At 75.0% G+C, this 22,517-nt stretch carries 20 protein-coding genes and 1 pseudogene; 10 read left to right on the forward strand and 11 right to left on the reverse strand.

All coding sequences use genetic code 11. From position 1 onward, the window contains the following. Positions 1–2: 2 nt before the first annotated feature. Entirely contained in the window at positions 3–899 is an 897-nt protein-coding gene (locus O7628_RS12725) for an LLM class flavin-dependent oxidoreductase (RefSeq protein ID WP_278130543.1), read from the forward strand. A 71-nt stretch (positions 900–970) separates the two neighbouring features. On the opposite strand, the gene O7628_RS12730 is transcribed toward O7628_RS12725, so the two are convergent. Next, positions 971–1,360: an ASCH domain-containing protein gene (locus O7628_RS12730; protein WP_278130544.1), complete on the reverse strand. Its 390-nt coding sequence runs from the start codon at positions 1,358–1,360 to the stop codon at positions 971–973. A 117-nt stretch (positions 1,361–1,477) separates the two neighbouring features. On the opposite strand from O7628_RS12730, the gene O7628_RS12735 reads away from it, so the two are divergent. After that, positions 1,478–1,645, forward strand: coding sequence for a hypothetical protein (locus tag O7628_RS12735; RefSeq protein WP_278130545.1), 168 nt, complete (start codon positions 1,478–1,480; stop codon positions 1,643–1,645). 10 nt (positions 1,646–1,655) lie between these two features. On the opposite strand, the gene O7628_RS12740 is transcribed toward O7628_RS12735, so the two are convergent. Together O7628_RS12740 and O7628_RS12745 are read right to left on the reverse strand one after the other, a co-directional pair. Next, on the reverse strand, positions 1,656–2,726 hold the full coding sequence (locus O7628_RS12740) for a questin oxidase family protein (protein ID WP_278130546.1): 1,071 nt from the start codon (positions 2,724–2,726) through the stop codon (positions 1,656–1,658). A 33-nt stretch (positions 2,727–2,759) separates the two neighbouring features. Continuing rightward, positions 2,760–3,320 carry a phosphoribosyltransferase family protein gene (locus O7628_RS12745; protein ID WP_278130547.1) on the reverse strand — a complete coding sequence of 187 codons (561 nt, stop codon included), beginning with the start codon at positions 3,318–3,320 and terminating at the stop codon, positions 2,760–2,762. A gap of 229 nt (positions 3,321–3,549) precedes the next feature. On the opposite strand from O7628_RS12745, the gene O7628_RS12750 reads away from it, so the two are divergent. The 4 genes from O7628_RS12750 to O7628_RS12765 all read left to right on the forward strand — a co-directional run bounded on the left by O7628_RS12750 (position 3,550) and on the right by O7628_RS12765 (position 8,036). Further along, a complete protein-coding gene (locus O7628_RS12750) occupies positions 3,550–4,194 on the forward strand; it encodes a septal ring lytic transglycosylase RlpA family protein (protein ID WP_278130548.1) in 645 nt (214 codons plus the stop codon). A gap of 121 nt (positions 4,195–4,315) precedes the next feature. Continuing rightward, positions 4,316–5,443, forward strand: a complete 1,128-nt coding sequence (locus tag O7628_RS12755) for a PP2C family protein-serine/threonine phosphatase (RefSeq protein ID WP_074475655.1) — start codon at positions 4,316–4,318, stop codon at positions 5,441–5,443. Positions 5,444–5,637: 194 nt separating this feature from the next. Beyond that, a complete protein-coding gene (locus O7628_RS12760; RefSeq protein WP_178062778.1) occupies positions 5,638–7,494 on the forward strand; it encodes an acyl-CoA dehydrogenase in 1,857 nt (618 codons plus the stop codon). Positions 7,495–7,766: 272 nt separating this feature from the next. Beyond that, positions 7,767–8,036: a DUF6458 family protein gene (locus tag O7628_RS12765; protein ID WP_043961115.1), complete on the forward strand. Its 270-nt coding sequence runs from the start codon at positions 7,767–7,769 to the stop codon at positions 8,034–8,036. Between the two features lie 189 nt (positions 8,037–8,225). On the opposite strand, the gene O7628_RS12770 is transcribed toward O7628_RS12765, so the two are convergent. After that, a complete protein-coding gene (locus O7628_RS12770) occupies positions 8,226–8,756 on the reverse strand; it encodes a histidine phosphatase family protein (protein WP_074475653.1) in 531 nt (176 codons plus the stop codon). A 116-nt stretch (positions 8,757–8,872) separates the two neighbouring features. Between O7628_RS12770 and O7628_RS12775 the strand changes: the two genes are divergently transcribed. Further along, entirely contained in the window at positions 8,873–9,160 is a 288-nt protein-coding gene (locus tag O7628_RS12775; protein ID WP_074475652.1) for a DUF6458 family protein, read from the forward strand. A 117-nt stretch (positions 9,161–9,277) separates the two neighbouring features. Here the strand turns inward: O7628_RS12775 and O7628_RS12780 are convergent, their stop codons facing one another. Then, entirely contained in the window at positions 9,278–9,955 is a 678-nt protein-coding gene (locus O7628_RS12780) for a hemolysin III family protein (protein WP_278130549.1), read from the reverse strand. Between the two features lie 106 nt (positions 9,956–10,061). On the opposite strand from O7628_RS12780, the gene O7628_RS12785 reads away from it, so the two are divergent. The 3 genes and pseudogenes from O7628_RS12785 (at position 10,062) to O7628_RS12795 (ending at position 12,482) form a co-directional block, all read left to right on the forward strand. Continuing rightward, on the forward strand, positions 10,062–10,724 hold the full coding sequence (locus tag O7628_RS12785) for an allophanate hydrolase subunit 1 (RefSeq protein WP_278130550.1): 663 nt from the start codon (positions 10,062–10,064) through the stop codon (positions 10,722–10,724). A 32-nt stretch (positions 10,725–10,756) separates the two neighbouring features. Further along, positions 10,757–11,749 (forward strand): annotated as a pseudogene (locus tag O7628_RS12790) (biotin-dependent carboxyltransferase family protein); the annotation flags it as partial. After that, complete coding sequence (locus O7628_RS12795; protein WP_278130553.1) at positions 11,733–12,482, forward strand: 5-oxoprolinase subunit PxpA; 750 nt, start codon at positions 11,733–11,735, stop codon at positions 12,480–12,482. The pseudogene O7628_RS12790 and the gene O7628_RS12795, both read left to right, overlap by 17 nt. Before the next feature lie 110 nt (positions 12,483–12,592). Here O7628_RS12795 and O7628_RS12800 read toward each other — a convergent pair whose 3' ends face one another. The 6 genes from O7628_RS12800 to pdhA all read right to left on the reverse strand — a co-directional run bounded on the left by O7628_RS12800 (position 12,593) and on the right by pdhA (position 22,044). Next, on the reverse strand, positions 12,593–14,425 hold the full coding sequence (locus tag O7628_RS12800; RefSeq protein ID WP_278130554.1) for an NHL domain-containing thioredoxin family protein: 1,833 nt from the start codon (positions 14,423–14,425) through the stop codon (positions 12,593–12,595). Between the two features lie 120 nt (positions 14,426–14,545). Beyond that, positions 14,546–17,626, reverse strand: coding sequence for a hypothetical protein (locus tag O7628_RS12805; protein WP_278130556.1), 3,081 nt, complete (start codon positions 17,624–17,626; stop codon positions 14,546–14,548). A gap of 343 nt (positions 17,627–17,969) precedes the next feature. Beyond that, positions 17,970–18,107, reverse strand: coding sequence for a hypothetical protein (locus O7628_RS12810; RefSeq protein ID WP_165823299.1), 138 nt, complete (start codon positions 18,105–18,107; stop codon positions 17,970–17,972). A 222-nt stretch (positions 18,108–18,329) separates the two neighbouring features. Beyond that, positions 18,330–19,871: a dihydrolipoamide acetyltransferase family protein gene (locus O7628_RS12815; protein ID WP_278130559.1), complete on the reverse strand. Its 1,542-nt coding sequence runs from the start codon at positions 19,869–19,871 to the stop codon at positions 18,330–18,332. Further along, positions 19,868–20,857 carry an alpha-ketoacid dehydrogenase subunit beta gene (locus O7628_RS12820; RefSeq protein WP_278130561.1) on the reverse strand — a complete coding sequence of 330 codons (990 nt, stop codon included), beginning with the start codon at positions 20,855–20,857 and terminating at the stop codon, positions 19,868–19,870. Before O7628_RS12820 ends, O7628_RS12815 begins: the two co-directional genes overlap by 4 nt. Further along, positions 20,857–22,044 (reverse strand): pyruvate dehydrogenase (acetyl-transferring) E1 component subunit alpha, encoded by a 1,188-nt coding sequence (gene pdhA / locus O7628_RS12825; RefSeq protein ID WP_074475645.1) that lies wholly within the window; start codon positions 22,042–22,044, stop codon positions 20,857–20,859. Before pdhA ends, O7628_RS12820 begins: the two co-directional genes overlap by 1 nt. Positions 22,045–22,517 lie beyond the last annotated feature (473 nt).

Raw genomic sequence — 22,517 nt, forward strand, 5'->3', positions numbered from 1 at the left:
TCATGCGGATTGGCATCGTGATCCTTCCGGACCAGCGTTGGGCGCAGTCGCAGCGTCGCTGGCGGCAGGCGGAGGAGTGGGGCTTCGACCACGCCTGGACGTACGACCACCTGGGCTGGCGGGACCTGGTCGACGGGCCCTGGTTCGACTCGATGACCACGCTGACCGCCGCCGCAGGCGTGACCTCCCGGATCGGGCTCGGCACCCTCGTGGCCTCGCCGAACTTCCGCCACCCGGCGGCCTTCGCCCGGCAGGTCACCGCCCTCGACGACATCTCCGGCGGCCGGTTCCTGCTCGGCGTCGGCGCGGGCGGCATCGGTTTCGACTCGGCCGTGCTGGGCGGGGAGACGCTGCCGCCCCGCCAGCGCGTCGACCGGCTCGCCGAGTTCGTCGAGCTGCTCGACCTGATCCTGCGCGAGGACGGCACCACCTGGCGTGGCGACTGGTTCGCCGCCGTGGACGCCCGCAGCAACCCGGGCTGCGTGCAGTCTCCCCGGGTGCCGTTCGTGATGGCCGCCAACGGCCCCCGCTCGATGCGGCTGGTGGCCCGGTTCGGGCAGGGCTGGGTCACCACCGGCACGGGCGGCGACGACGTGGAGCAGTGGTGGGGCACGGTGGCCGACCTCGCCGCCCGGATGGACCGGGCGCTGGTCGAGGCCGGCCGCGACCCGGCCACTCTGGACCGCTACCTGTCGCTCGACTCCGCCCCGGCGTTCTCGCTGCGCAGCGCGGACTTCCTCGCCGAGCAGGTCGGGCGGGCCGCCGCGCTCGGCTTCACCGACGTGGTGACGCACTGGCCCCGGGCCAGCAGTTGGTACGCCGGGGACGAGGCCGTCCTGGTGGACGCGGCCACCCGCCTCCTGCCGGAGCTGCGTCGCCTGACGCCGGCTGGCCGCTAACCCGTCGCCGGGTGGTGAGGGTGTGAGAAGGGGACCCTTCTCGACCGTATGCGTTAACAGGGGGCCCTTCCTTACCCGAGGCGGAAGCGCACGCAGACGATCCGGCTGTCGTCGGTGACGGGGGTGCCGACCCGCGCCCAGTAGGCGGCGTGTCCGGCCCGCCACTCCTCGATCGACCGGTCGCCCTCCCCTTCGGCGCGGGCGAAGTCCCACGGCACGTCGGCGAAGCGCACCACGTCGACGCCGGTCACCTCGACGGTTCCGACGGGCGCGTCGTGGTCGTCGACGAGGGCGAGCCGCTCGCCGACGTGCTCCAGTTCCTCGCCCTCCTCGGCGTACTCGTCGGTCAGGCCGGCGGTCGCCGTCTTGGCCCCGGCCAGCACCAGGGAGTTGAGTCTCGCCCGCAGCTCGCCGGGGGTGCCGAGGGCGAGGCTGCGCAGTCCGTCGATCCGGGCCCACATCCCGCCGAGGCTACGCGGCCCGGCCGCGCCCCGCCGCCGGATTCGGGCGCGGGGCGCGCGGCACCGGCGACCCGCGCGACCGCGCCGTTCCTGCTGGTCGGCGGCACCGCCGATGCCATGTGGGACGGCACCCAGGCCCGCCGGCTCAGCCCGCACGTGCTGGAGGTCGACGGGGCCGACCACTCGTTGCTGGTGCCCGGCCCGCTGGCCCGCTCGGCGGAGGTGCTGGGCATGGTCTGCACCGCCGTGGAGGAGTTCCTCGGCGGAGCCGGCTCGGGCGACTGAGCCGCCCCGTTCAGATGAGCTGCGCCGCGTAGCCGGCCGCGGCGAGCACCCGCTCGTCCCCCGTCGTCGCGTGGGCGTCCAGCACCGCGTCGGCGAGCTTCACCACGTGCTCGTCGCCGTGCCGGGCCGCGCGGGCGAAGACCTCCGCCGGGGTGCCGGGGGCGACGGCCGGTGGGGCGACGCCGGTCGGGGAGGCGTACACGGCGGTGACGGCCGCCGTCGCGGACCAGGCCGCGGCGAGGCTCGACGCCCAGAGCCCGGGGTCCAGCTCCGGCAGCGTACGCAGCACCGCCGTCGGCGCGGTCACCGCGTGCACCAGCATGACGGGTTCCGCCTGCCCGTACCGGAGGTAGTCGAGGCCCGCCCGGTGCGCCAGCTCGGCGAGCCCCCGCTGCGCCTCCGCCGGGGTCCGCGCGGGGCGCAGCGCCGCGAGCGACGACCCCCATCCGGGTACGTCCGGCAGCCGGCCCAGCCGCTCGCGGATGCCGCCGGTGCGGTCGGCGATGCGGGGCAGCCCGGCCAGCGCGGCCGCCACCCCGGTCTCGCAGTTCTCGCCGTTCTCGCCGGACATCCCGCTCTTCCCGACGGGAGGCGCCGCCGGCGGCAGGGACGCGCCAGGTACCGGCTGCCAGCGCGCGGCCCAGTAGGCGAGGGCCTGGCCGAGTTCGGTGCGCCGGTCCGGGCTGGTCTCGTCGGCCCGCAGCGCCCGCACGGCGTGCCCGACCCGGATGACGCCGTGGGTGGCCCCGGCGGCGATGCCCGGCAGCAGCCGGGGCCACCAGGTGCCGAGGATGTCCCGCCAGGGCCGTTCGCGCAGTTCCCGGTCGAAGTGGGCGAGCCAGTCGCCGGCCCGCTTCGGGTCGCCGAGGGCGACCCGCCAGTCGTCGATCGGCCGGAGGCCGCGCGGCAGCTCGTCGAGCCGCCGCAGGTAGGCGTCCAGCCAGCGGTGCACCTTGGCGTCGTGCCCGTGCCGGGCCAGCGCCTCGACCGCCATCGGGCCGTGGTTGGAGAGCCAGCCCTCGAACTCCGGGCCGGTGCGGTGCAACCGCCGGTACGCCTCGTCCAGGATTCCGTCGTCCATGCCCCGATCGTGCGACGTGAAGTTTGGTTTAAGTCAACTCTCGGGCGCGGCCAGCCGGGCACCCTCGACCAGGCCGTGTATCCGCAGCTCGGCGGCGAGCGCGGGCGGGCAGTCGACCACCACGGCGGAGGTGCCGAGGACCTCGGCGCCCCGGGCGGCGCAGATCGCGTACAGGGCATGCAGCTGGGCGGCGGTGGCCACCCAGTCGTCGACCACCAGCACCCGGTCGCCGGGGCCGAGGTGCCGGTCCCGGACGCCCAGGTCGACCCGGCGGCCCCGGAAGTCCGGCGGGCTCTGCGCCCAGGTCGTCGCCCCGGCGGGCAGCCTCCCGTCCCCTGCCTTGTGCGCGGGCGCGAAGCCGACCCCGAGGGCGGTCGCGGCGAGCGGGCCGAGCAGCAGCCCGGTCACGGCGGGGGCGAGCACCACGGTCGGTCGGGCGTCCCGGAACGGGGCGGCCAGGGCGGGCCCGAGCCCCGCCAGCACCGCCGGGTCGCGCCACCAGCCGGAGACGTCGCTGACCAGGTGGGTGCTCTGCGGGCCGGGGTCGACCCACCGGAACAGCTCGACGAGGCGTTCGCTCAGCTCAGCGGGCATGCCGACCATCCTGCGTCAGATCGACGCCCGGTGTGGTCCGGCCCACCCGGGGCCGAGCGGGCCACGCCGCCTCGGATGATCGGCCACACGTATGCGAGCAAATGCCACCATAGCGCCATGATCACGTTGACTTCGGAAGTGCTTCTCTCGTTACGGTCCGGGCCGGTTTGTTCTCCAGGACTTCGCCCTGAACAACGACTTCGTTAGCCACGACGAAAGGACCGGGCCCGTGGTTGGTAGGCACTCCCGTACCCGATTGTTCTCCTCGCCGGCCGGGATCGCGGCCACCGCGGCGGTAGGCGTCGCGCTCGCCGTCGGTGGCACCGTCGGCGCGGTGAGCCTGACCTCCGGTGAGGCGGCCCCGCAGCCGACCGTCGCCGACGTCCCGGTGAGTGCCCCCACCACCGCGGCCACGCCCTCGGCGTCGCCCAGCCCGAGCGCCAGCGTCCCGCCCAGCCCCAGCCCGTCGCCGACGGTCACGGCCAGCCCGAAGGCCACCCGGAGCCAGGCCGCCTCGCGGAGCAGGCCGCGCACCGCCGCGCCGAAGCCGGCCGCCACCACCAAGAAGCCCACGCCCACCCGCAACGTCGTCGACAGCGGCTCGTGCGGGGCGTCCTTCTACGACGAGGGGCAGCTCACCGCCAACGGGGAGAGCTTCGACCCGAGCGCCCTGACCGCCGCCCACAAGACCCTGCCGTTCGACACCATGGTCCGGGTGAGCAACCCGGCCAACGGCAAGTCGGTCACCGTCCGGATCAACGACCGGGGACCCTTCATCGACGGCCGCTGCCTCGACCTGTCCCGGGCCGCGTTCGCGGCCATCGCCTCCGTCGACGTCGGCGCGCTGACCGTGAAGTACGAGGTCCTGGGCTGATCCGATGACCTCGGGCGGGGCGGCGCGACCGGGGCCGGACCGGCCGCCGCCGGAGACCCGGCCGGGCAGAACATCCTCGGCCGACGGGCCAGGCTCATTCACCGGTTCACGTCCATCAGGCATGCTGTCCCTCGTACGCATGCATGCCTTCCAGTCGGGCCGCGGCCCGCTGAGCCCCGGATCCCGCGCCGGCCTCGGCGCGGCCCTCGTCCTGCTCGCGATCATCTCCGGCGTCGAGCTGGCGGACGGTCGCTGGGCGCACTACGTGGCGCTGATGGTCGCCGCCCCGTTCCTCGCCGCGGCGCTCGCCTCCTGGCGGGTGGTGCTGGGGGTGGGTGCCGCCGCGACCGCGATCGGGTCCGCCTTCGCCCTCGCCGAGCCGAGGACGTCGCTGGTCACCGCCGTCAACGTGGCCGGCATCGCGCTCGCCACCGGCATCGCGGCGGCGGTGGCCGCCGTGCGGCAGCGGCAGGCCGAGCAGATCGCCGAGCTGTCCAAGCTGGCGGCGGTGGCCCAGCAGGCGGTGCTGCGTCCGCTCGGCCCGCAGGTGGGGACCCTGGCGGTGGCGGGACGCTACATCTCCTCGACGGCGACGGCCGAGATCGGCGGCGACCTGTACGAGGCGATCGACACCCCGTACGGCGTCCGCATGATCATCGGTGACGTGCGCGGCAAGGGGCTGGACGCCGTGCGGCTGGCGAGCATCGTGCTGGGCTCGTACCGGCACGTCGCGTACGAGCGGGCCGACCTGCGGGCGGTGGTCGCCGACCTGGACCGGGCGGTGGCCCGCAACGTCGGCGACGAGGACTTCGTCACCGCCGCCCTGGTCGAGGAGCGGGGCGGCACCCTCACCATCGTCAACTGCGGCCACCCGTCGCCGCTGCTGCTGCGCCGGGGCGCGGTGATCCCCCTCGAACCGCCCGCGCCCGCGCCGCCGCTGGGCTTCATGCCGGTCGTGCGGCCCCGGGTCGAGCGCCTGGAGCCGGGCGACCGGCTGCTGCTGTTCACCGACGGCCTCGGCGAGGCGCGCCGGGACGGCGAGTTCTTCCCGACGGCCGACCGGGCCTGGCGGCTGCTCGGCCACGGCACGGTCGGCGACGGGCTGGCCTCGCTGGAGACCGCCCTGGTCGAGTGGGTGCACGGCCGGCTCGACGACGACATCGCCCTGGTCCTGATGGAGTACGCCGGCCACAGCGGCGGGGTGACCGCCCCCGTGCCGAGCTGGGAGGTCGGCGCGGCCGAGGGCTGAGCCGACCTCCTCGCCGCTCCGTCCCGCCCGCGCCTCGCCGCTTCCGGCCCGCTCCCGCCGAAGGCCCGGGACGGCCAAAGCGCGGGTGTGTAATCGCCGTCACTTCCATGTTGAGCTTGTCGCTGCCTACCCGCGAGTAATACAGTCGGGGTTACTGATCGGTAACACCTGTCCGGGAAGCGGGGCCAGCGAGCATGACCCACTACAAGAGCAACCTCCGGGACCTTGAGTTCAACCTCTTCGAGGTCTTCGGGGCGGACCGGGCGTTCGGCCAGGAGCCGTACTCGGATCTTGACGTCGACACCGCGCGCAGCTTCCTCGTCGAGGTGGACCGCCTCGCCCGCGAGGACCTCGCGGCGAGCTACTCGGACAGCGACCGCAACCCCCCGGTCTTCGACCCGGCCACGCACACCGCGCCGCTGCCGGAGCCGTTCAAGAAGTCGTACCGGGCGTTCATGGAGTCCGAGTTCTGGCGGCTCGACCTCCCGCCGGCGCTCGACGGCACCAACGCCCCGCGCGCCCTCTGGTGGTCCCTCGCCGAGCTGGTGCTCGGAGCGAACGCCCCCGTCTGGATGTACGCCTCCGGCCCGTCCTTCGCGCACGTGCTGCACGTCGAGGGCACCGAGAGCCAGAAGAAGTGGGCCAAGCTCTTCATCGACAAGCAGTGGGGCTCCACGATGGTGCTCACCGAGCCCGACGCGGGCTCCGACGTGGGCGCCGGCCGCACCCGGGCGATCCCGCAGCCGGACGGCTCGTGGCACATCGAGGGCGTGAAGCGGTTCATCACCTCCGGCGAGCACGACCTCAGCGACAACATCGTGCACTACGTGCTGGCCCGCCCGGTCGGCGTCGAGGGTGTCGGCGGCCCCGGCACCAAGGGCCTGTCGCTCTTCGTCGTGCCGAAGTTCCACTTCGACCCGGAGACCGGCGAGCTGGGCGAGCGCAACGGCGTCTACGCCACCAACGTCGAGCACAAGATGGGCATCAAGGTCTCCAACACCTGCGAGATGACCTTCGGCGAGCACGGCGTGCCGGCGAAGGGCTGGCTGCTCGGCGACAAGCACGACGGCATCCGGCAGATGTTCATGATCATTGAGTACGCCCGGATGATGGTCGGCACCAAGGCCATCGCCACCCTCTCCACCGGCTACCTCAACGCCCTCGAATACGCCAAGAACCGCGTCCAGGGCGCCGACCTCGTCCAGCAGGCCGACAAGACCGCGCCCAGGGTCACCATCACCCACCACCCCGACGTGCGCCGCTCGCTGATGCTCCAGAAGTCGTACGCCGAGGGCCTGCGCGCCCTGGTCTGCTACACCGCCTCCTGGCAGGACCAGGTCGCCATCGCCGAGGCGGCCGGCGACGAGCAGGCGACGAAGATCGCCAAGCGGGTCAACGACCTGCTGCTGCCGCTGGTCAAGGGCGTCGGCTCCGAGCGGGCGTACGAGATGCTGGGTCACGAGGCGCTACAGACCTTCGGCGGCTCCGGCTTCCTCCAGGACTACCCGCTGGAGCAGTACGTCCGGGACGCCAAGATCGACACCCTGTACGAGGGCACCACCGCGATCCAGAGCCTCGACCTGATCTTCCGCAAGATCGTCCGGGACAACGGCAAGGCCCTCATGACGGTCGCCGGCGAGATCCAGGAATTCATCACCTCCGAGGGCGGCAACGGCCAGCTCAAGCAGGAACGGCAGGCGCTCGGCAAGGCGCTCGCCGAGGTGCAGACCATCCTCGGCGTGCTGACCGGCTGGCTGGGCGAGGCGCAGGGCGGCGACGCCCGGGCGCTCTACAAGGTGGGCCTCGGCAGCCGCCGGTTCCTGCTGGCGATCGGTGACCTGGTCGTCGGCTGGCTGCTCCAGCGGCAGGCCGACGTCGCCCTGCGCGCCCTCGCCGGCGAGGTCTCCGCCGCCGACAAGGCGTTCTACACCGGCAAGGTGGCCGCCGCGAAGTTCTTCGCCCGCGAGGTGCTGCCCCGCCTCGGCGCCGACCGGCGGATCATCGAGAACACCGACCTGGAGCTGATGGACCTCCCGGAGGAGGCGTTCTGAGCCGCTGACGCACCACAGCGGCCTCCAGACGGCCGGCGAGTCCCCCAACTCGCCGGCCGTCGCCCTCCCGTCCTCTTTCGCCGCCGGTCGCTGTCCTGCCCCGCTTCGCCGCCCGTCGCCGCCTTGCCCCGCTTCGGCGACCCGTGCCGAACGGTCCCGCGTGTCCCCCATCGCCGGTCGTATCCCGGGTACTTGCCCCGTCGGTTGGGTAACCGAGGCCCGGACGTCGTCAGTGAACGCCCAGAGCCACCGCACGTGGGGGTGCAGCGCACATGGGCATTGGTAGTGGAATCTTCCTCATCGCCATCGGCGCGATCCTGACCTTCGCCATCCGGGCCAACGTCTGGTGGGTGGATCTGCGCGCGGTCGGCTGGGTCTTCATCCTGGCCGGGTTGGCCGTGCTGCTCACCACGCTCTGGTTCTGGCAGGACCGGCGCAAGCGGGCGCGCACCCTGATCGTGGAGGAGAACAGGCTGTCGCATCCGACCGCGATGATGCCGCCTCCGCCCGACCCGCCTCCGCCCACGGCGCCACCCTCCTGAGGCCCGCCGGCCCGCCGGCCCGGCCCGCCCCGCCCGCCCCGGCCCGGCCCGCCCGCCCCGGCCCGCCCGGGCCGGCCGCCCGCCCGCCCGCGCCCGCCGGCGTGGGCGGGCGCACCTCGGGCGTTCGCAGGTGTTAACAGGGGTCCCCTGTACAACGAAAAGCGTTAACAGGGGGCCCTTCCTTGCGCCTCAGGCGCGGGCGGTGTGGCGGGCCACGATGTCCGCGCGGCGCAGCTCGGCCCAGGGGACCGGTGCGCGGTGCACCACCAGGTCGGTGGTGCGCAGCCCCTCCTGGTCCGCGCGTTCCGGGTCGAGCAGCGCCGAGAGCAGCGAGATGCCCGGGTTGTGGGCGACCAGCAGCACCGTCGCCGCCTCCGCCGGGGCCGACCGGACCAGCGCCAACAGCTCCGCCGGGCGTGCCTCGTACGCGCCCGGCTCGTAGCGCACCTGCGGCGCGGGGCCGGCCGGCCCCGCCTCGTCCGCCGAGCCGGTCATGCCCAGCTGCACGCCGTGCCAGGTCTGCCGGGTGCGCCGCGCGGCCGAGCAGAGCACCACGTCGGGCAGCAGGTCGTGCCGGGCCAGCCAGGCTCCGGCGGCGGCCGAGTCGGCGTGCCCCCGCGCGGTCAGCGGTCGCTGGACGTCCGGGCCGTTCCCCGGCGCCTCCGCCTTGGCGTGCCGCAGCAGCACCAGTGTCCGTTCCGTCCCTCCGGCGTCCGTCATGGGCCCAGCTTGCCCGATTGACGATCGGAGCGCCTGGGTATGTCGATGGGTGCCGCAACCTCATCCATGGCCGCGGCGGGTAGCAGCGCCAGCTGACAGCCAAGGAGGCGACGAAAATGGGCATTGGTGCCAGTATCTTCCTCATCGCGCTGGGTGCGATCTTCGCGTTCGCCGTGCAGGCCGACCTGGGGTGGCTGAACCTCGGCGTCGTCGGCTGGGTGCTGATGCTCGCCGGGGTCGTCAGCCTGCTCACGACGCTCTACTTCTGGAACCGGGGCCGCCGGACGGTGGTCGCCACGCCGGTGCGGCAGAGCCGCGTGGTCGCCGACCGGGTCGTGCCGGTGCAGGGCGAGCCCGTGGTCCAGGAGTACCGCGAGGTGCGCCGCCCTGGTCGCACGGTCTGACCGGTCGCCGGCCCGCACGGGCCGCGACCGCCCAGGACTCCGGGGGCCCCGCAACGGCGCGGGCCCCCGGCGCGTGCCCGGGGCAGGGGGTCAGGGCGGGTCGACGGGGGTGCGGGCTCAGGCGAACAGGGCGAAGTAGATCGCGATGTGGTGGCAGATCGCCGCCACCAGCGTGCAGGCGTGGAAGAACTCGTGGTGACCGAAGACGGTGGGCCACGGGTTGGGCCGGCGCAACGCGTAGAAGACGGCGCCGACGCTGTAGATCGCGCCGCCGACGGCGAGCAGCACCAGCGCGGTCACGCCGCCGGAGTGCAGGATCTGCGGCAGCATCGCCACCGACACCCAGCCGAGAGCCAGGTAGAGCGGTGCGGAGACCCAGCGCGGCGCGTGCGGCCAGACCAGTTTCACGGCCACCCCGCCCAGCGCGCCGCCCCAGACCAGGGCGAGCATGGTGGTCGCCTGCCGGGCGTCCAGCAGCAGGACGCAGAACGGGGTGTACGTGCCGGCGATGAACACGAAGATCATCGAGTGGTCCATCCGGCGCATGATCTGGTAGCCGTGCTCGGACCACACCCGACGGTGGTAGAGCGCGCTGGTGCCGAAGAGGCCGCAGACCGTCAGGCTGTAGACGAGGCAACTGGCCAGGGGGGACCAGCCGGGGCGGCCGGCGGCGATGGCGCAGAGCACGATGCCGCAGACGAGCGCGGCGAAGAACGCGTAGGTGTGCAGCCAGCCGCGCATCCGCGGCTTCCCGATGTCGACCGGCTTGAGTCGAAGCGGTGCGGAGGTCGTCACGCACCTAGGTTACGGCACCGTAGGTTACCGTCAAGTAGTGCCGATCGTCACCGGATCCAGGGGTCCGGTGGCCCTGCCGGAGCCACCCGTCGGGAATCATGGCGGGATGCGGATCCGGCCCGTCGGCGCGCACGCCCTGCTGCTCGACTGCGACGACACCGACCAGGTGGAGGCGTGGCGCGCCGAGCTGACGCGCCGCCGCGCCGCCGGCGAGCTGACCGCGGTCGAGATCGTCCCGGCGGCCCGTACGGTGCTGCTCGACGGGGTGCCCGACCCCGACCGGGCCGCCACGCTCGTGGCCCACTGGACGCCCTACCCCGCCGACCCGGTGGGACCCGCCGGCGACACCCCCGCCGCCGGCACGACGCCGACCGGCGGCACCCCGCCCGCCGAGGTCGAGGTCCCCGTCACGTACGACGGAGCGGATCTGCCCGTCGTCGCCGGCCACTGGGGCGTGGCCGTGCCCGAGGTGATCGCCCGCCTCACCGGCACCCCGTTCCGGGTGGCCTTCTGCGGGTTCGCGCCCGGGTTCGCGTACCTGACCGGGCTGCCGCCGGAGTGGGCGGTGCCCCGGCTCGCCACCCCCCGCCCCCGGGTCCCCGCCGGCTCGGTCGCGCTCGCCGGCCCGTACGCCGGGATCTACCCCGGCGCGTCGCCCGGCGGCTGGCTGCTCGTCGGGCGCACCGGGCTCACCCTGTTCGACGTGACCGTCGACCCGCCGGCCCGGCTCGCCCCCGGCACCCGGGTACGCCTGGCGGCGACCGCGTGACCCGCCCGCCCGGTCCCGGCCCGGCGCGCCGGCTGGAGGTGCTCCGGGCCGGGGCGCTCACCACCGTGCAGGACCAGGGCCGGCCCGGCTGGGCGCACCTCGGCGTCCCCCGGTCGGGGGCGCTCGACCCGGCCGCCCTGCGGCTGGCCAACCGCCTCGTCGGCAACCCGGAGGACGCCGCCGGCCTGGAGATCACCCTCACCGGCTGCACGCTTCGCCTCACCCGGGCCGGCACGGTCGCGCTCACCGGCGCGGACGCCGACGTGTGGATCGGCCGCGGACGGCTGGGCGACGGACGGCTGGGCGACGGGCGGACGGGCGGCGGGCGGACCGGCGCCCCGAACACCGGCGCCCCGAACACCGGCGACCCGAACACCGGCGACGCGCGGCGGGCCGGCCCCCGCCCCGGTGTGCGCCCCGGCGACCGGCCCGGAGACGTCGGCCGTCCCCTGGCCGTGCCCGCCGGGGCGACCGTGCGGATCGGCCCGGCCCGCACCGGACTGCGCACCTGGCTCGCCGTCGCGGGCGGGATCACCGTGCCGCCGGTGCTCGGCAGCCGGTCCACCGACACCCTCTCCGGCCTCGGCCCGCCCCCACTGCGCGACGGCGACGTGCTGCCCCTCGGCGACCCGGCCGGCGAACCCGCCCCCGTCGACGCGACCGTCGGGCGGCCCGCCCCGCCGCTGCTGCGGCTCCGGCTGCGCCTCGGGCCCCGCGACGACTGGTTCACCCCGGCCGCGCTCGACCGGCTGCTCGGCACGCCGTACGCGGTGAGCCCGGTCAGCAACCGCGTCGGCGCGCGACTGACCGGCGCGCCGCTGCCCCGCGCGATCGCCGGGGAACTGCCCAGCGAGGGCCTCGTGCTCGGCGCGGTGCAGGTGCCCGCCGACGGCCAGCCGCTGATCTTCCTCGCCGACCATCCCACCACCGGCGGCTACCCCGTCGTCGGGGTGGTGGACGACGTGACGCCGCTCGCGCAGGCCCGCCCGGGGACTACGGTGACGTTCCATGGACCTCAACGCTGACCTCGGCGAGGGATTCGGCATCTGGCGGCTCGGCGACGACGAGGCGCTGCTCGACCTGATCACCTCGGCCAACGTCGCCTGCGGCTTCCATGGCGGCGACCCGTCCACCATGCGCCGGGTCTGCGCCGCCGCCGCCGAGCGCGGGGTCGCCGTCGGGGCGCAGGTCGGCTACCGCGACCTCGCCGGCTTCGGCCGCCGACACATCGCGTACGCGTTCGGGGACCTGCGCGACGAGACCACCTACCAGCTCGGCGCGCTCGACGCGTTCTGCCGGGCCTACCGCATCCGGGTCCGCTACCTCAAGCCGCACGGGGCGCTCTACCACGCCGTGTCTGCCGACGAGTCGCAGGCCGCCGCCCTGATCGCCGCCATCGACGACTACGACCGCGACCTGCCGGTGCTCTGCGCCCCCGGCTCGGTGCTCGCCCAACTCGCCACCGGCGCCGGCCTGCGGGTGATCGCCGAGGGCTTCGCCGACCGGGGCTACCTGCCCAACGGCACGCTGGTGCCCCGCACCGCCCCCGGCGCGCTGGTCACCGACCCCGAGCAGGTGGCCGCCCGGGCCGTCCGGATGGCCACCGAGCAGACGGTGGTGGCCGTCGACGGCACCGTCGTGCCCTGCCCCGTCGAGTCCATCTGCCTGCACGGCGACACGCCGGGCGCGGTGGCGTCCGCCGAGCTGGTGCGGGCCGCGCTCCTCGGCGCGGGGGTCACGCTCACTCCGTTCGCGTGAAAGGAGGGGCACCTTGTTAACGCCTTCTGTATAGGAAGGGCCCCTTCCTAACGCACCCAGCGCCGGCGCGCGGGCGGGCCGCGCAAGGGCGGCCGGCGGGGCGCAGGCGGTCAGGCGTCCAGGCCGCGCAGGACCAGCGGGAGCCGCGCCGGGCCGCCCTCGACGACCCGCACCGGCACCCCCCAGTCCTGCCGGGTCAGGTGGCAGGCCGCGTGCTCCACGTCGGCGTCGCACGTCGCCGCCTGCGCGGTCACCTGGAGCACCCCGCCGGCCACCGACCCGTCGACCACCAACCGGCGGGACAGCTCCGTGCCGGTGCCCGCCCCCGCCGCCAGCAGTTCCGGCGGCGACGCCGAGACCACCAGCCGCGTCGACGGCCCGTACGTCTCGTCCAGCTTCTGCCCCGGCGCCGGGGTGAAGACCACCTCAAGCGTCACCTCGCCCGCCGCCACCTCCATCGGCTTCCGCTCCGTGCGGTGCCGCGGGCCGTCGACCGTGCTCGCCCCCACGGCCGACAACGCGCCCGGGGCCAGCCGGGTCAGCCGGTGCGCCGCCGACTCGACCACCAGCACCCCGCCGTCGGCGGTCAGCACCACGTCGCTCGGCTCGGCGAGCCCGTCGGCGACCGTCGACACCTGACCCGTGGCCGGGTCGAAGCGGCGGACCGCCCCGTTGTACGTGTCGGCGACCAGCACCGAGTCGTCCGGCAGCGCGCACACCCCCAGCGGATGCTGGAGCAGCGCCCGGTCGGCCGGGCCGTCGACGTGACCGAAGTCGAACAGGCCCTGCCCGACGGCGGTGCCCAGGACGCCGTTCTCGACGTACCGGATGGCGCTGGTCTCGCTGTCGGCGACCCAGAGCCGGCTGCCGTCGGCCGAGACCGAGAGGCCGGACGGCTGCGCCAGCCACGCCTCGGCCAGCGGCCCGTCCCGCAGCGCCTCGACCGTCGTGCCGGCGTACATGCCCGCCGTGCGGCGGATGGGGTCGAACCACCAGAGCTGGTGGATGCCCGCCATCGCGACGATCACCCGGTCGTCGTACCAGGCCAGGTCCCAGGGGGAGGAGAGGTCGACCGAGAGCGAGTCGTGCGCGTGGTCGTCCACCGTGGAGCGCCACTGCCGGCCGGTGCCGGCGACGGTCACCACCTCGCCGGTGTCCAGCCGCACCCCGCGCAGCAGGTGGTTGACGGTGTCGGCGACGACCACGTCGTACCCGGCCACCTCGGCCACGTGCTCCGGCAGCCGGCAGAGCCCCTGTGGCTCGGAGAAGGTGGCGACGCCGGGCGGCCCGTCCGCGCGCCCCCGGACACCCGCGCCGATCCGGCGCACCAGCGTCTCGCCGTCGGGGGCCAGCTCGACGAGGGAGTGCCGGGCCGAGTCCGACACCAGCAGGTGCCCGCCGTCGAGCGCGAGGGCCTTGCCGGGGAAGCGCAGGGCCGTCTCCGGCTCGGCGGGTGGCACGTACGGGCCGTCGCCCCGGTGCAGGGTGCCCTTCGCCTCGTGGGTGGCGACCAGCTCGTCGACCAGCCGCGCCAGCCCCTCGGCGTGACCCTCGCCGGCCATCGTGGCCACCACGTACCCCTCGGGGTCGATCACGGCGAGGGTCGGCCAGGCGCGGGCCGCGTACTGCTGCCACATGTCCAGCTCGGGGTCGTCGAGGACGGGGTGGTGCACGCCGTACCGCTCGACGGCGGCGGCGACGGCGGCCGGGTCCTTCTCGTGCTCGAACTTCGGCGAGTGGATGCCGACGACGACCAGCACGTCGGCGTACTTCTCCTCCAGGGGGCGCAACTCGTCGAGCACGTGCAGGCAGTTGATGCAGCAGAAGGTCCAGAAGTCGGCAATCACGATCTTGCCGCGCAGGTCGGCCAGCTTCAGGTCCCGCCCGCCGGTGTTCAGCCAGCCCCGTCCGCGCAGCTCGGGAGCCCGTACTCGTGCGCTCATGCTCCCAGTCTGCCCGACCGCGAGGCCCCGACCGGCCGGCACCCCGCGCGGCCCGGTCACACCCTGGGCGTACGACGGGGGCGGGGCCACGATGGTCCGTGGCCCCGCCCCCGGGGGTCGCTACTTGGCGGCCGGCTTGAGGCAGAGCACCTTCTTCGGCACGTCGCCACGGAGGACGACGTGCGGCTGGGCCGGGTCGGCGCACTTCTCCTTGGCCTCGACCTTGGACACGATCGTGAACGATCCGGCCTCGCCGCAGGTGGCCGCCGTGGCGTTGCCGCCCGACTGCTTGACGCAGGAGCCGACGGCCGGGTCGAACGCCTTCGTGTTGTCGCCGCCCACCTTGCCGAGCAGCATGAGCAGCCCCAGCGGCACCGCGAGGATCAGCACGGCGGCCACCAGCACGGCGGCCAGCACCCGGCCGTTGCGGACCTTCGGCGGCGGAGCCTCGGCCTTCGGCGCGTCCGCCTCCGGCTTGAACGCGTCGAACCGGCCCTGCTCCTCGGGCTCCTGGCCCCAGGCGGGGCCGGACTGCGCCCCCTGCGCCGGGAAACCGACCTGGGTCGGCTCGCCGTACGGGGCGGGACCGTGGCCGGGCATCGTGCCCTGCCCGGCGGTGGCCCCACCCATCGGGCCGCCGAACTGGTCGCCCGGTCGGTCGCCCTCGTGGGGGCGGACGCCGTTGACGGGCCGGTTGCTGGCCGGCGGGTCCACGAAGGACGGCACCCCGGGCGGGAAGGTCGGCGGGGCCGCCGCGCCGGCCACCCCGGCCGCCGGGCCGTCGCCGAAGCCGTGGGGCTGGCCGGCCTGCCGGTCCGGGGCGTCGAAGCGCTGCCCCGCCTGTGGCCCCCGGTCGTCGAAGCGCTGCGGCGGACCGACGTCGTCGAACCCGCGGTGCTGGTCGTGCCCGTCGAAGCCGCGGTGCTGGTCGTGCCCGTCGAAGCCGCGGTGCTGGTCGTGCCCGTCGAACCCGCCCGGGTGGTCGTGTTCGGGGGAGCGCCGCTGCGGGCCCGGCTCGTCGAACCGACCCGGCTCCTCGAAGCGCCCCGGGGCATCGTCGAACCGCCCCGGGGCATCGTCGAAGCGACCCTGCGGGCCCGGCTCGTCGAACCGCGACGGTGGCGGGTTGTGCTCGGGGCGGAACGGGCTCTCGTCGGCCGGCTCCGGCTCGTCGGCCGGCTCCGGGCGGGCCGGCCGGCCGTACACCCGGGGCTGCGGCGCGGCCGCGCCGCCGGGGTGCAGCGCCTGGTCGGTGGGGGGGACCACCCGGCTGGCCATCGGCACGGAGGCGCTCGCCGAGACGCTGCCCACCGCGCCGGCCCCGACCTCCCCGGCCTCCGCCGGGGGTACGGCGGCCCGGGCGGCCGCCCCGGACTCGGGCGAGACCCGGGGGGCGGGCACGAACGGGGTGCCCTGCGGGTGCGGCTCCTCGGCGCGGCCCCAGCCGGCACCCGTGTCGGGCGCGTACGGCGGCGGGGCGCCCTCCCGACCCGACGGATCGCCGGCCGCCGGAGGTTCGATCGCCGGTGGGAACTGGGCCGGCGGGGCGTAGTCGGCCGGGGGCAGGGCGGCCAGGCTGGCACCGGGCACGCGCTGCTCCTGCGGCGGCAGCGGCACGGCGTTGGCCGGTGAGATCCCCGGCCCGGGGGCGGGCTGGTAGAGCGGGCGGTCCTCGGACCGCTCGGGCTCCCAGCCGTTGCCGGCCTGCTGCGGCGCGGCGGTCTCCGCCTCGGTACGCCCCCACGCCTCGCCCGGTGCCCACGGCTCGACATCCGGCATGACCGGCCGGTCGGCCCGGTCGGCACCGGGCCGCTGCGGGCTCTCGCCGGGCGTCGCCCAGGCGGGTGGCCCGTCCGTGCCGACGGTGGCGGTGGCCCGCGCCGGTGGGACGGAGGTCGGCTCGGCCGCCGCCCAGTCGGGAACCTCCGGCCGGTCGTCCTGCCGCTGCGGCACCGCTGCCGCGCCCCACGCGCCGGGCTGCCCCGACTCGTCGGCTGCGGCGGGCCAGGCGTTCGGCTGCGGCTGATCGTCGGCGTGGACCGCCGTGGCCGCCCACCCGCCGGAGCGGGCGGGGTCGTCCTGCGCGGCGGCCCAGTCCGGGGGCGGGGTCGCCTGGCCGGGCACGCGGGCGGCGCCCCGGGCGCCGGGCTCGGCCTGGCCCCACGGGGCCGGCGGCTGCTGCTCGACCGGGCCGCCGAATCCGGGCTGCCCGGACGCGCCGTCGAACGTGGGTTGCGCGGCCGGCCCGCCGAATCCGGGCTGCCCGGACGGGGTGGCCTGGCCCGCCTGGCCGGGGGCGTCGGGTTGCTCGGCCCGTGGCCAGCCACCGGAGCGGGCGGGGTCGTCGGCCTGCTGCGGCGTGGTGTTCCAGCCTTCTCCGCCGGCGGGGCCGTCGGCCTGTTGGCCGCCGTTCCAGCCGGCGGAGCGGGCGGGGTCGTCCTGCGCGGCGGCCCAGTCCGGGGGCGGGGTCGCCTGGCCGGGCACGCGGGCGGCGCCCCGGGCGCCGGACTCGGCCTGGCCCCACGGGGCCGGCGGCTGCTCGGCCGCGCCGGCCCAGGCCGGGGCCGACTGCTCGGGCTGCGTGGCCCAGGCCGGTTGGGCCGGCTCGCCGTTCGGCGCGCTCACGGCGGCTCGGCCGGGGCTGGCCGGCTCGTTCTGCTGCCAGTCCGGTGCCCGCTCGTGCTGCTGCCAGCCCGGCCCGGACTGCTCGTTCTGCTCCCAGGAGGGCTGCGTCGTCGCGGCCGGCGGACCCCAGGCGGCCGGGCGGTTCGGCTCCGGCTGCTGCGCCGGCACCTGGGCGGCACCCCAGGCGGCGGTCGGTGGCTGCTCGCCCTGCGGGGGCGTGCCCCAAGCGGCGGTCGGTGGTTGGTCGCCCGGTGCCGCGCCCCAGTGGGGAGTGGCCGGCTGGTCGCCCTGCGGCCCGGCACCCCAGGCGGCCGGCGGCGGTTGCTCGCCGTGGGGAGGCGCGCCCCATGCGGCGGTCGGTGGCTGCTCGCCCTGCGGGGGCGTGCCCCAGGCGGCGGTCGGCGGCTGGTCGTTCTGGGTCGCCCAGGCGGGAGCGGGCGGGTTCGGCCGGGCCGTGGGGGGCGGGGGCGCCCAGCCCAGGTCCGGGTTGGCGACGCCGTACGGCGCCGGTGCGCCGGTGCCCGGCGACACCTCGTCCGGCTCCTGGCCGGGGTGGTGCGGGCCCTCGGACGTCATCGGTGCGCCTCCTCCATCACATGTCGGCCGCCGATGCCGACGGTGCGTCGGCGTGGGTGCCGGTGTGGCCGGCGGTGCCGGCCGTGGGGACTCCCCGCACCGTATCCGGTGGCCGCCCGCGGCCTCCGGGGAGCACCGGCCGTCACTCCGCGTCGCCGGACGGTGTCGAGCAGCTTCTATCGGCGCGACGGGGTCCGGGCGGGCGGTTGACGACCGAGCCCCACCGTACCGGGCGGTGCGGCGAGGCGGAATCCCGGTGTCAATAGGCCCGAAACGCCGACGACCCGCCCGGGTGAACCGGGCGGGTCGTCGAACTGGAGGAGGGTGAGAAAAGTGTGGGGCGTCAGCTCATGTGACGCTGGGCGATGGCGAGAAGCTCCTCGCGGACCGCGGGCGAGTTGGCGGACCGCAGCGCGTGCTCGATGGCGCGGGCCCGGCGGTTGGCGTCGCGGCGGTTGCGGATTCGCTCGATCATGCTCATCTGGGTTCTCCTCCTGGCTATTCGGTTGTCGACCCCTTGATGAGTCAATTGAACCGCATCCAGCCCGGAACTTCCAACGATTAGTAGGTGAGCTGAGACACCTGCCTAAGGATCGTAGGTCAACGGGGCGCTGTGGTGGCGTTTTCTTCTTTCAACGGCCACGGCCGGTGTGCCGGGCGTTCACCCGTGGCACACCGGCCGTGGCTGCGGTGTCGTGACCCGTCAGGTCCAGGCGAGCAGCGCCGCCTCCGGGTCGGTCAGGAAGTCCCCGATGTCGCGGAGGAACTTCGAGCCGAGTTCGCCGTCGATGATCCGGTGGTCGAAGGAGAGCCCCAGCGTGGTCACCTGGCGTGGGCGGACCTTGCCCTTGTGCACCCAGGGCATCTCGCGGACCGCGCCGAAGGCCAGGATCGCCGACTCGCCCGGGGGCAGGATCGGCGTGCCGGTGTCCACCCCGAACACCCCGACGTTGGTGATCGTCAGGGTGCCGCCGGACATGTCGGCCGGCGACGTCCGCCCGGCCTTCGCCGTCTGCACCAGGTCGGTCAGCGCGTCCGCCAGCTCACGCAGCGTGAGCCGGCCGGCGTCCTTGACGTTCGGCACGATCAGGCCGCGCTCCGTGGCCGCCGCGATGCCCAGGTTGACGTACTCCTTGACGACGATCTCGTCGCCGGCCCACGTCGAGTTGACCATCGGGTGCCGCCGCACCGCCAGCAGCACCGCCTTGGCGACCAGCAGCAGCGGCGAGACCCGCACGTCGCGCCACTCCCGCCGGCCGCGAAGCCGGTCCAGGGCCTTCATCGCCCGGGTCACGTCGACGGTCAGGAACTCCGTCACGTGCGGCGCGGTGAAGGCCGAGCGGGACATGTTCTCGGCGGTGAGCCGGCGTACCCCCTTGACGGGGATGCGCCGCTCGCGGTCCGCGCCGAACGACGCGGCCGACGTGGCCGGCGCCGCGACCGTCGGCGGCCCGGCCGCCGTCGCGGTGCCGCTCGCCGCCCGCTGTACGTCCTCCCGGGTGATCGAGCCAAGCGGCCCCGACCCGGTCAGCGCGCCGAGGTCGACGCCGAGATCCTTGGCGAGCTTGCGCACCGGCGGCTTGGCCAGCACCAGCCCGCCGGGCCGCCCGTTGCCGTTCACGGCCGTCGCCGGTGCCGGTGCGACGGGTGCCGACGCCGCAGCGACAGGAGCCGCCCCAGCGACAGGAGCCGCCCCAGCGACAGGGGCCGCCGCAGTGACAGAGGCTGCCGCCGGGGCGGAGGCGGCCGGAGCGGTGGCGGGCCGCTCCGGCGGCGCGCCCTTGCGCGGGCGGCGCTTGGCCGGCGCGTTGCGCGGGCCGTAGCCGACCAGCACGGCGGTGCGCCCGCCCGGCGCCACGCCGCCGATCAGCCCCGGCTCGACCATGCCCTCCTCGGGTGCGATCTCGACGGCGGCGAGGGAGGCCGCCGACGGGGCCGGCAGGTCGGCGGACGGCGCGCCCGTCGTCGACGCCTCGACCGGGCCCGCGCCCGGGTCGGTGTCGATCGCGATGATCGGGGTGCCGACCTCGACCGTGCTCCCCTCCGGATGGAAGATCGACCGCACCTGTCCGGCCCACTTCGCGGGGATCTCGACGGCCGCCTTCGCCGTCTCCACCTCCACGATCGGCTGGTTCAGCTCGATCGTGTCGCCCTCTTTGACCAGCCAGGCGAGGATCTCGCCCTCGGTCAGCCCCTCGCCCAGGTCGGGCAGGTTGAACTCCTTGATCCGCGACACGCCGCTCACCACCCGAAGGCGCGGTCGACGGCGTCGAGCACCCGGTCGAGGTCCGGCAGGTACTCCTCCTCCACCCGGGACGCCGGGTAGGGGGTGTCGAAGCCGGTCACCCGCAGCACCGGGGCCTCCAGGGAGTAGAAGCACTCCTCGGTGACCCGGGCGGCGATCTCCGCGCCCAGGCCCAGGTTGCCCGGGGCCTCGTGCACCACCACGCACCGGCCGGTGCGCCGCACCGACTCGTACACGGCGGTCAGGTCCAGCGGGGAGAGCGTGCGCAGGTCGACGACCTCCAGCTCCCGACCGTCCTCGGCCGCGGCGGCCGCCGCGTCCAGGCAGGTCCGCACCATCGGCCCGTACGCCAGGACGGTGGCGTCCGTGCCGGCCCGCGCGATCCGGGCCGAGTGCAGCGGGTACGCCGCCGACAGCGGGGCCTCCAGGTCGACCGGGCCCTTCTCCCAGTAGCGCCGCTTCGGCTCCAGGAAGACGATCGGGTCGTCCGAGGCGACCGCCTGCTGGATCATCCAGTAGGCGTCCTGGGGGTTGGCGCAGGTCACGACCTTCAGGCCCGCAGTGTGCGCGAAGTACGCCTCCGGCGACTCCGAGTGGTGCTCGACCGCGCCGATGCCGCCCCCGTACGGGATCCGGATGACCATCGGGATGCGCACCTTGCCCTGCGAGCGGTAGTGCATCTTCGCCACCTGCGACACGATCTGGTCGTACGCGGGGTAGACGAAGCCGTCGAACTGGATCTCGCAGACCGGGCGGAAGCCGCGGATGGCCAGGCCGACCGCGGTGCCGATGATGCCGGACTCGGCGAGCGGGGTGTCGATCACCCGCTGGTCGCCGAAGTCCTTCTGGAGGCCGTCGGTGATCCGGAACACGCCGCCGAGCTTGCCGACGTCCTCGCCCATGATGACGACCTTCTGGTCGTGCTCCAGGGCCCGGCGCAGGCCGGCGTTGAGGGCCTTGCCGAGGGTGAGCGTCTCCGTGGCCATCAGTGGGCGCTCCCTTCGAACGACTCCAGGTAGCGGCTGAACTGCGCCCGCTGCTCGTCGAGCTCCGGGGACCCGTGCGGGTAGACGTGGTCGAACATCGTGACCGGCTCGGGGTCGGGCATGGCGAGCACCCGCTCGCGCAGGTGCACCGACTCGGCGCGGGCCTGCTCATCGACCTCGGCGAAGAACGCCGCGTCGGCGATCTTCTGCTTTTCCAGGAACGTCTTCATCCGGGCGATCGGGTCCTTGGCCTGCCAGGCCTCGACCTCGCTGGCGATCCGGTAGCGGGTCGGATCGTCGGAGGTGGTGTGCGCCCCCATCCGGTAGGTGTACGCCTCGATCAGGCTCGGGCCCTGGCCGTGCCGCGCGTTGTCCAGCGCGTGCCGGGTCACCGCGTACGAGGCGAGGACGTCGTTGCCGTCCACCCGTACGCCGGGGAAGCCGAAGCCGCGCGCCCGCTGGTAGAGCGGGACGCGGGTCTGCCGCTCCAGGGGCTCGGAGATGGCGTACTGGTTGTTCTGGCAGAAGAACACCAGCGGGGCGTTGAAGACGCTGGCCCAGACGAACGCCTCGTTCACGTCGCCCTGGCTGGTCGCGCCGTCGCCGAAGTAGGCGATCACCGCCTCGCCGTCGTCGCCGCCGGTCTTGCCGTCCATGTGGACGCCCATCGCGTACCCGGTCGCGTGCAGGGTCTGCGCCCCGATCACGATCGTGTACATGTTGAACTTGAACTCGTTCGGGTCCCAGCCGCCCTGGTCGACGCCCCGGAACAGGCCGAGCGGCATGATCGGGTCGATGCCCCGGCAATAGAGCACGCCGTGCTCGCGGTAGGTCGGGAAGGCCATGTCCTGCCGGCGCAGCGCCCGCCCGGAGCCGACCTGCGCCGCCTCCTGGCCGAGCAGGCTGGCCCACAGCCCCAGCTCGCCCTGCCGTTGCAGGGCGGTGGCCTCGGCGTCGAGCTTGCGGACCAGCACGAGGTCGCGGTAGAGCCCGCGGTACTCCTCGTCGGTGAAGTCGGCGCGGTACTCCGTGCCGTCCGGCCCGAACGCGCTCTCGATGCGCTCTCCGGCGGGCGTGAGCAGCTGCACGAGTTCCGGGTCGCCGCCAGCCGTCGCGGCCGTTCGCTTGGCACGGGGTGCGGCTCGCCGGCCGCGGGTGGTGGTGACCCCGGGGTCGCCCTTTGCCATCCGTCTCTCCCTGTCGTGGTCTGCGCCGGCACCGGGGGTGACCCGCTCCGCGCAGTGCGTGCACCCGCCCGGCTGGTGCCGGGCTGGTTCCTGGCGGCCGCGCCTAGCCCCGGTGAGGGTTGCCGCGCGGCGTGAGCCGGATTCCGTGCGAACCCGGTTCGGGAGCGCCGGCGTCGTACCGCGCCTGCCGCAGGGTGCGCGGAGGTCGCGGCTGCGTTGCCGTCGTGCCACAAATCATGGCAGAGGAGGTGAGCGCGCCCACAGTACGCCCGCCCCGGATTCCGGGCGCTGTCGGGTTTGTGGCTGGTGGGGCCCTCTGTCCGGCGAGGACCGTGAGTCGCCGGGGCGGGCCGGACAATTTGTGTGTCGACACGCGGTGGCTCCTGGTGAACTGGCCGTCACTGAGTCAAGCTGATGGAGCCGGTGGGCGTTTAGTGGGTTTATGCCCGTTTCGGTCCTTGGTGGTTCACCGG

This window comes from Micromonospora sp. WMMD956 (assembly GCF_029626125.1).
Lineage (GTDB): Bacteria > Actinomycetota > Actinomycetes > Mycobacteriales > Micromonosporaceae > Micromonospora > Micromonospora carbonacea.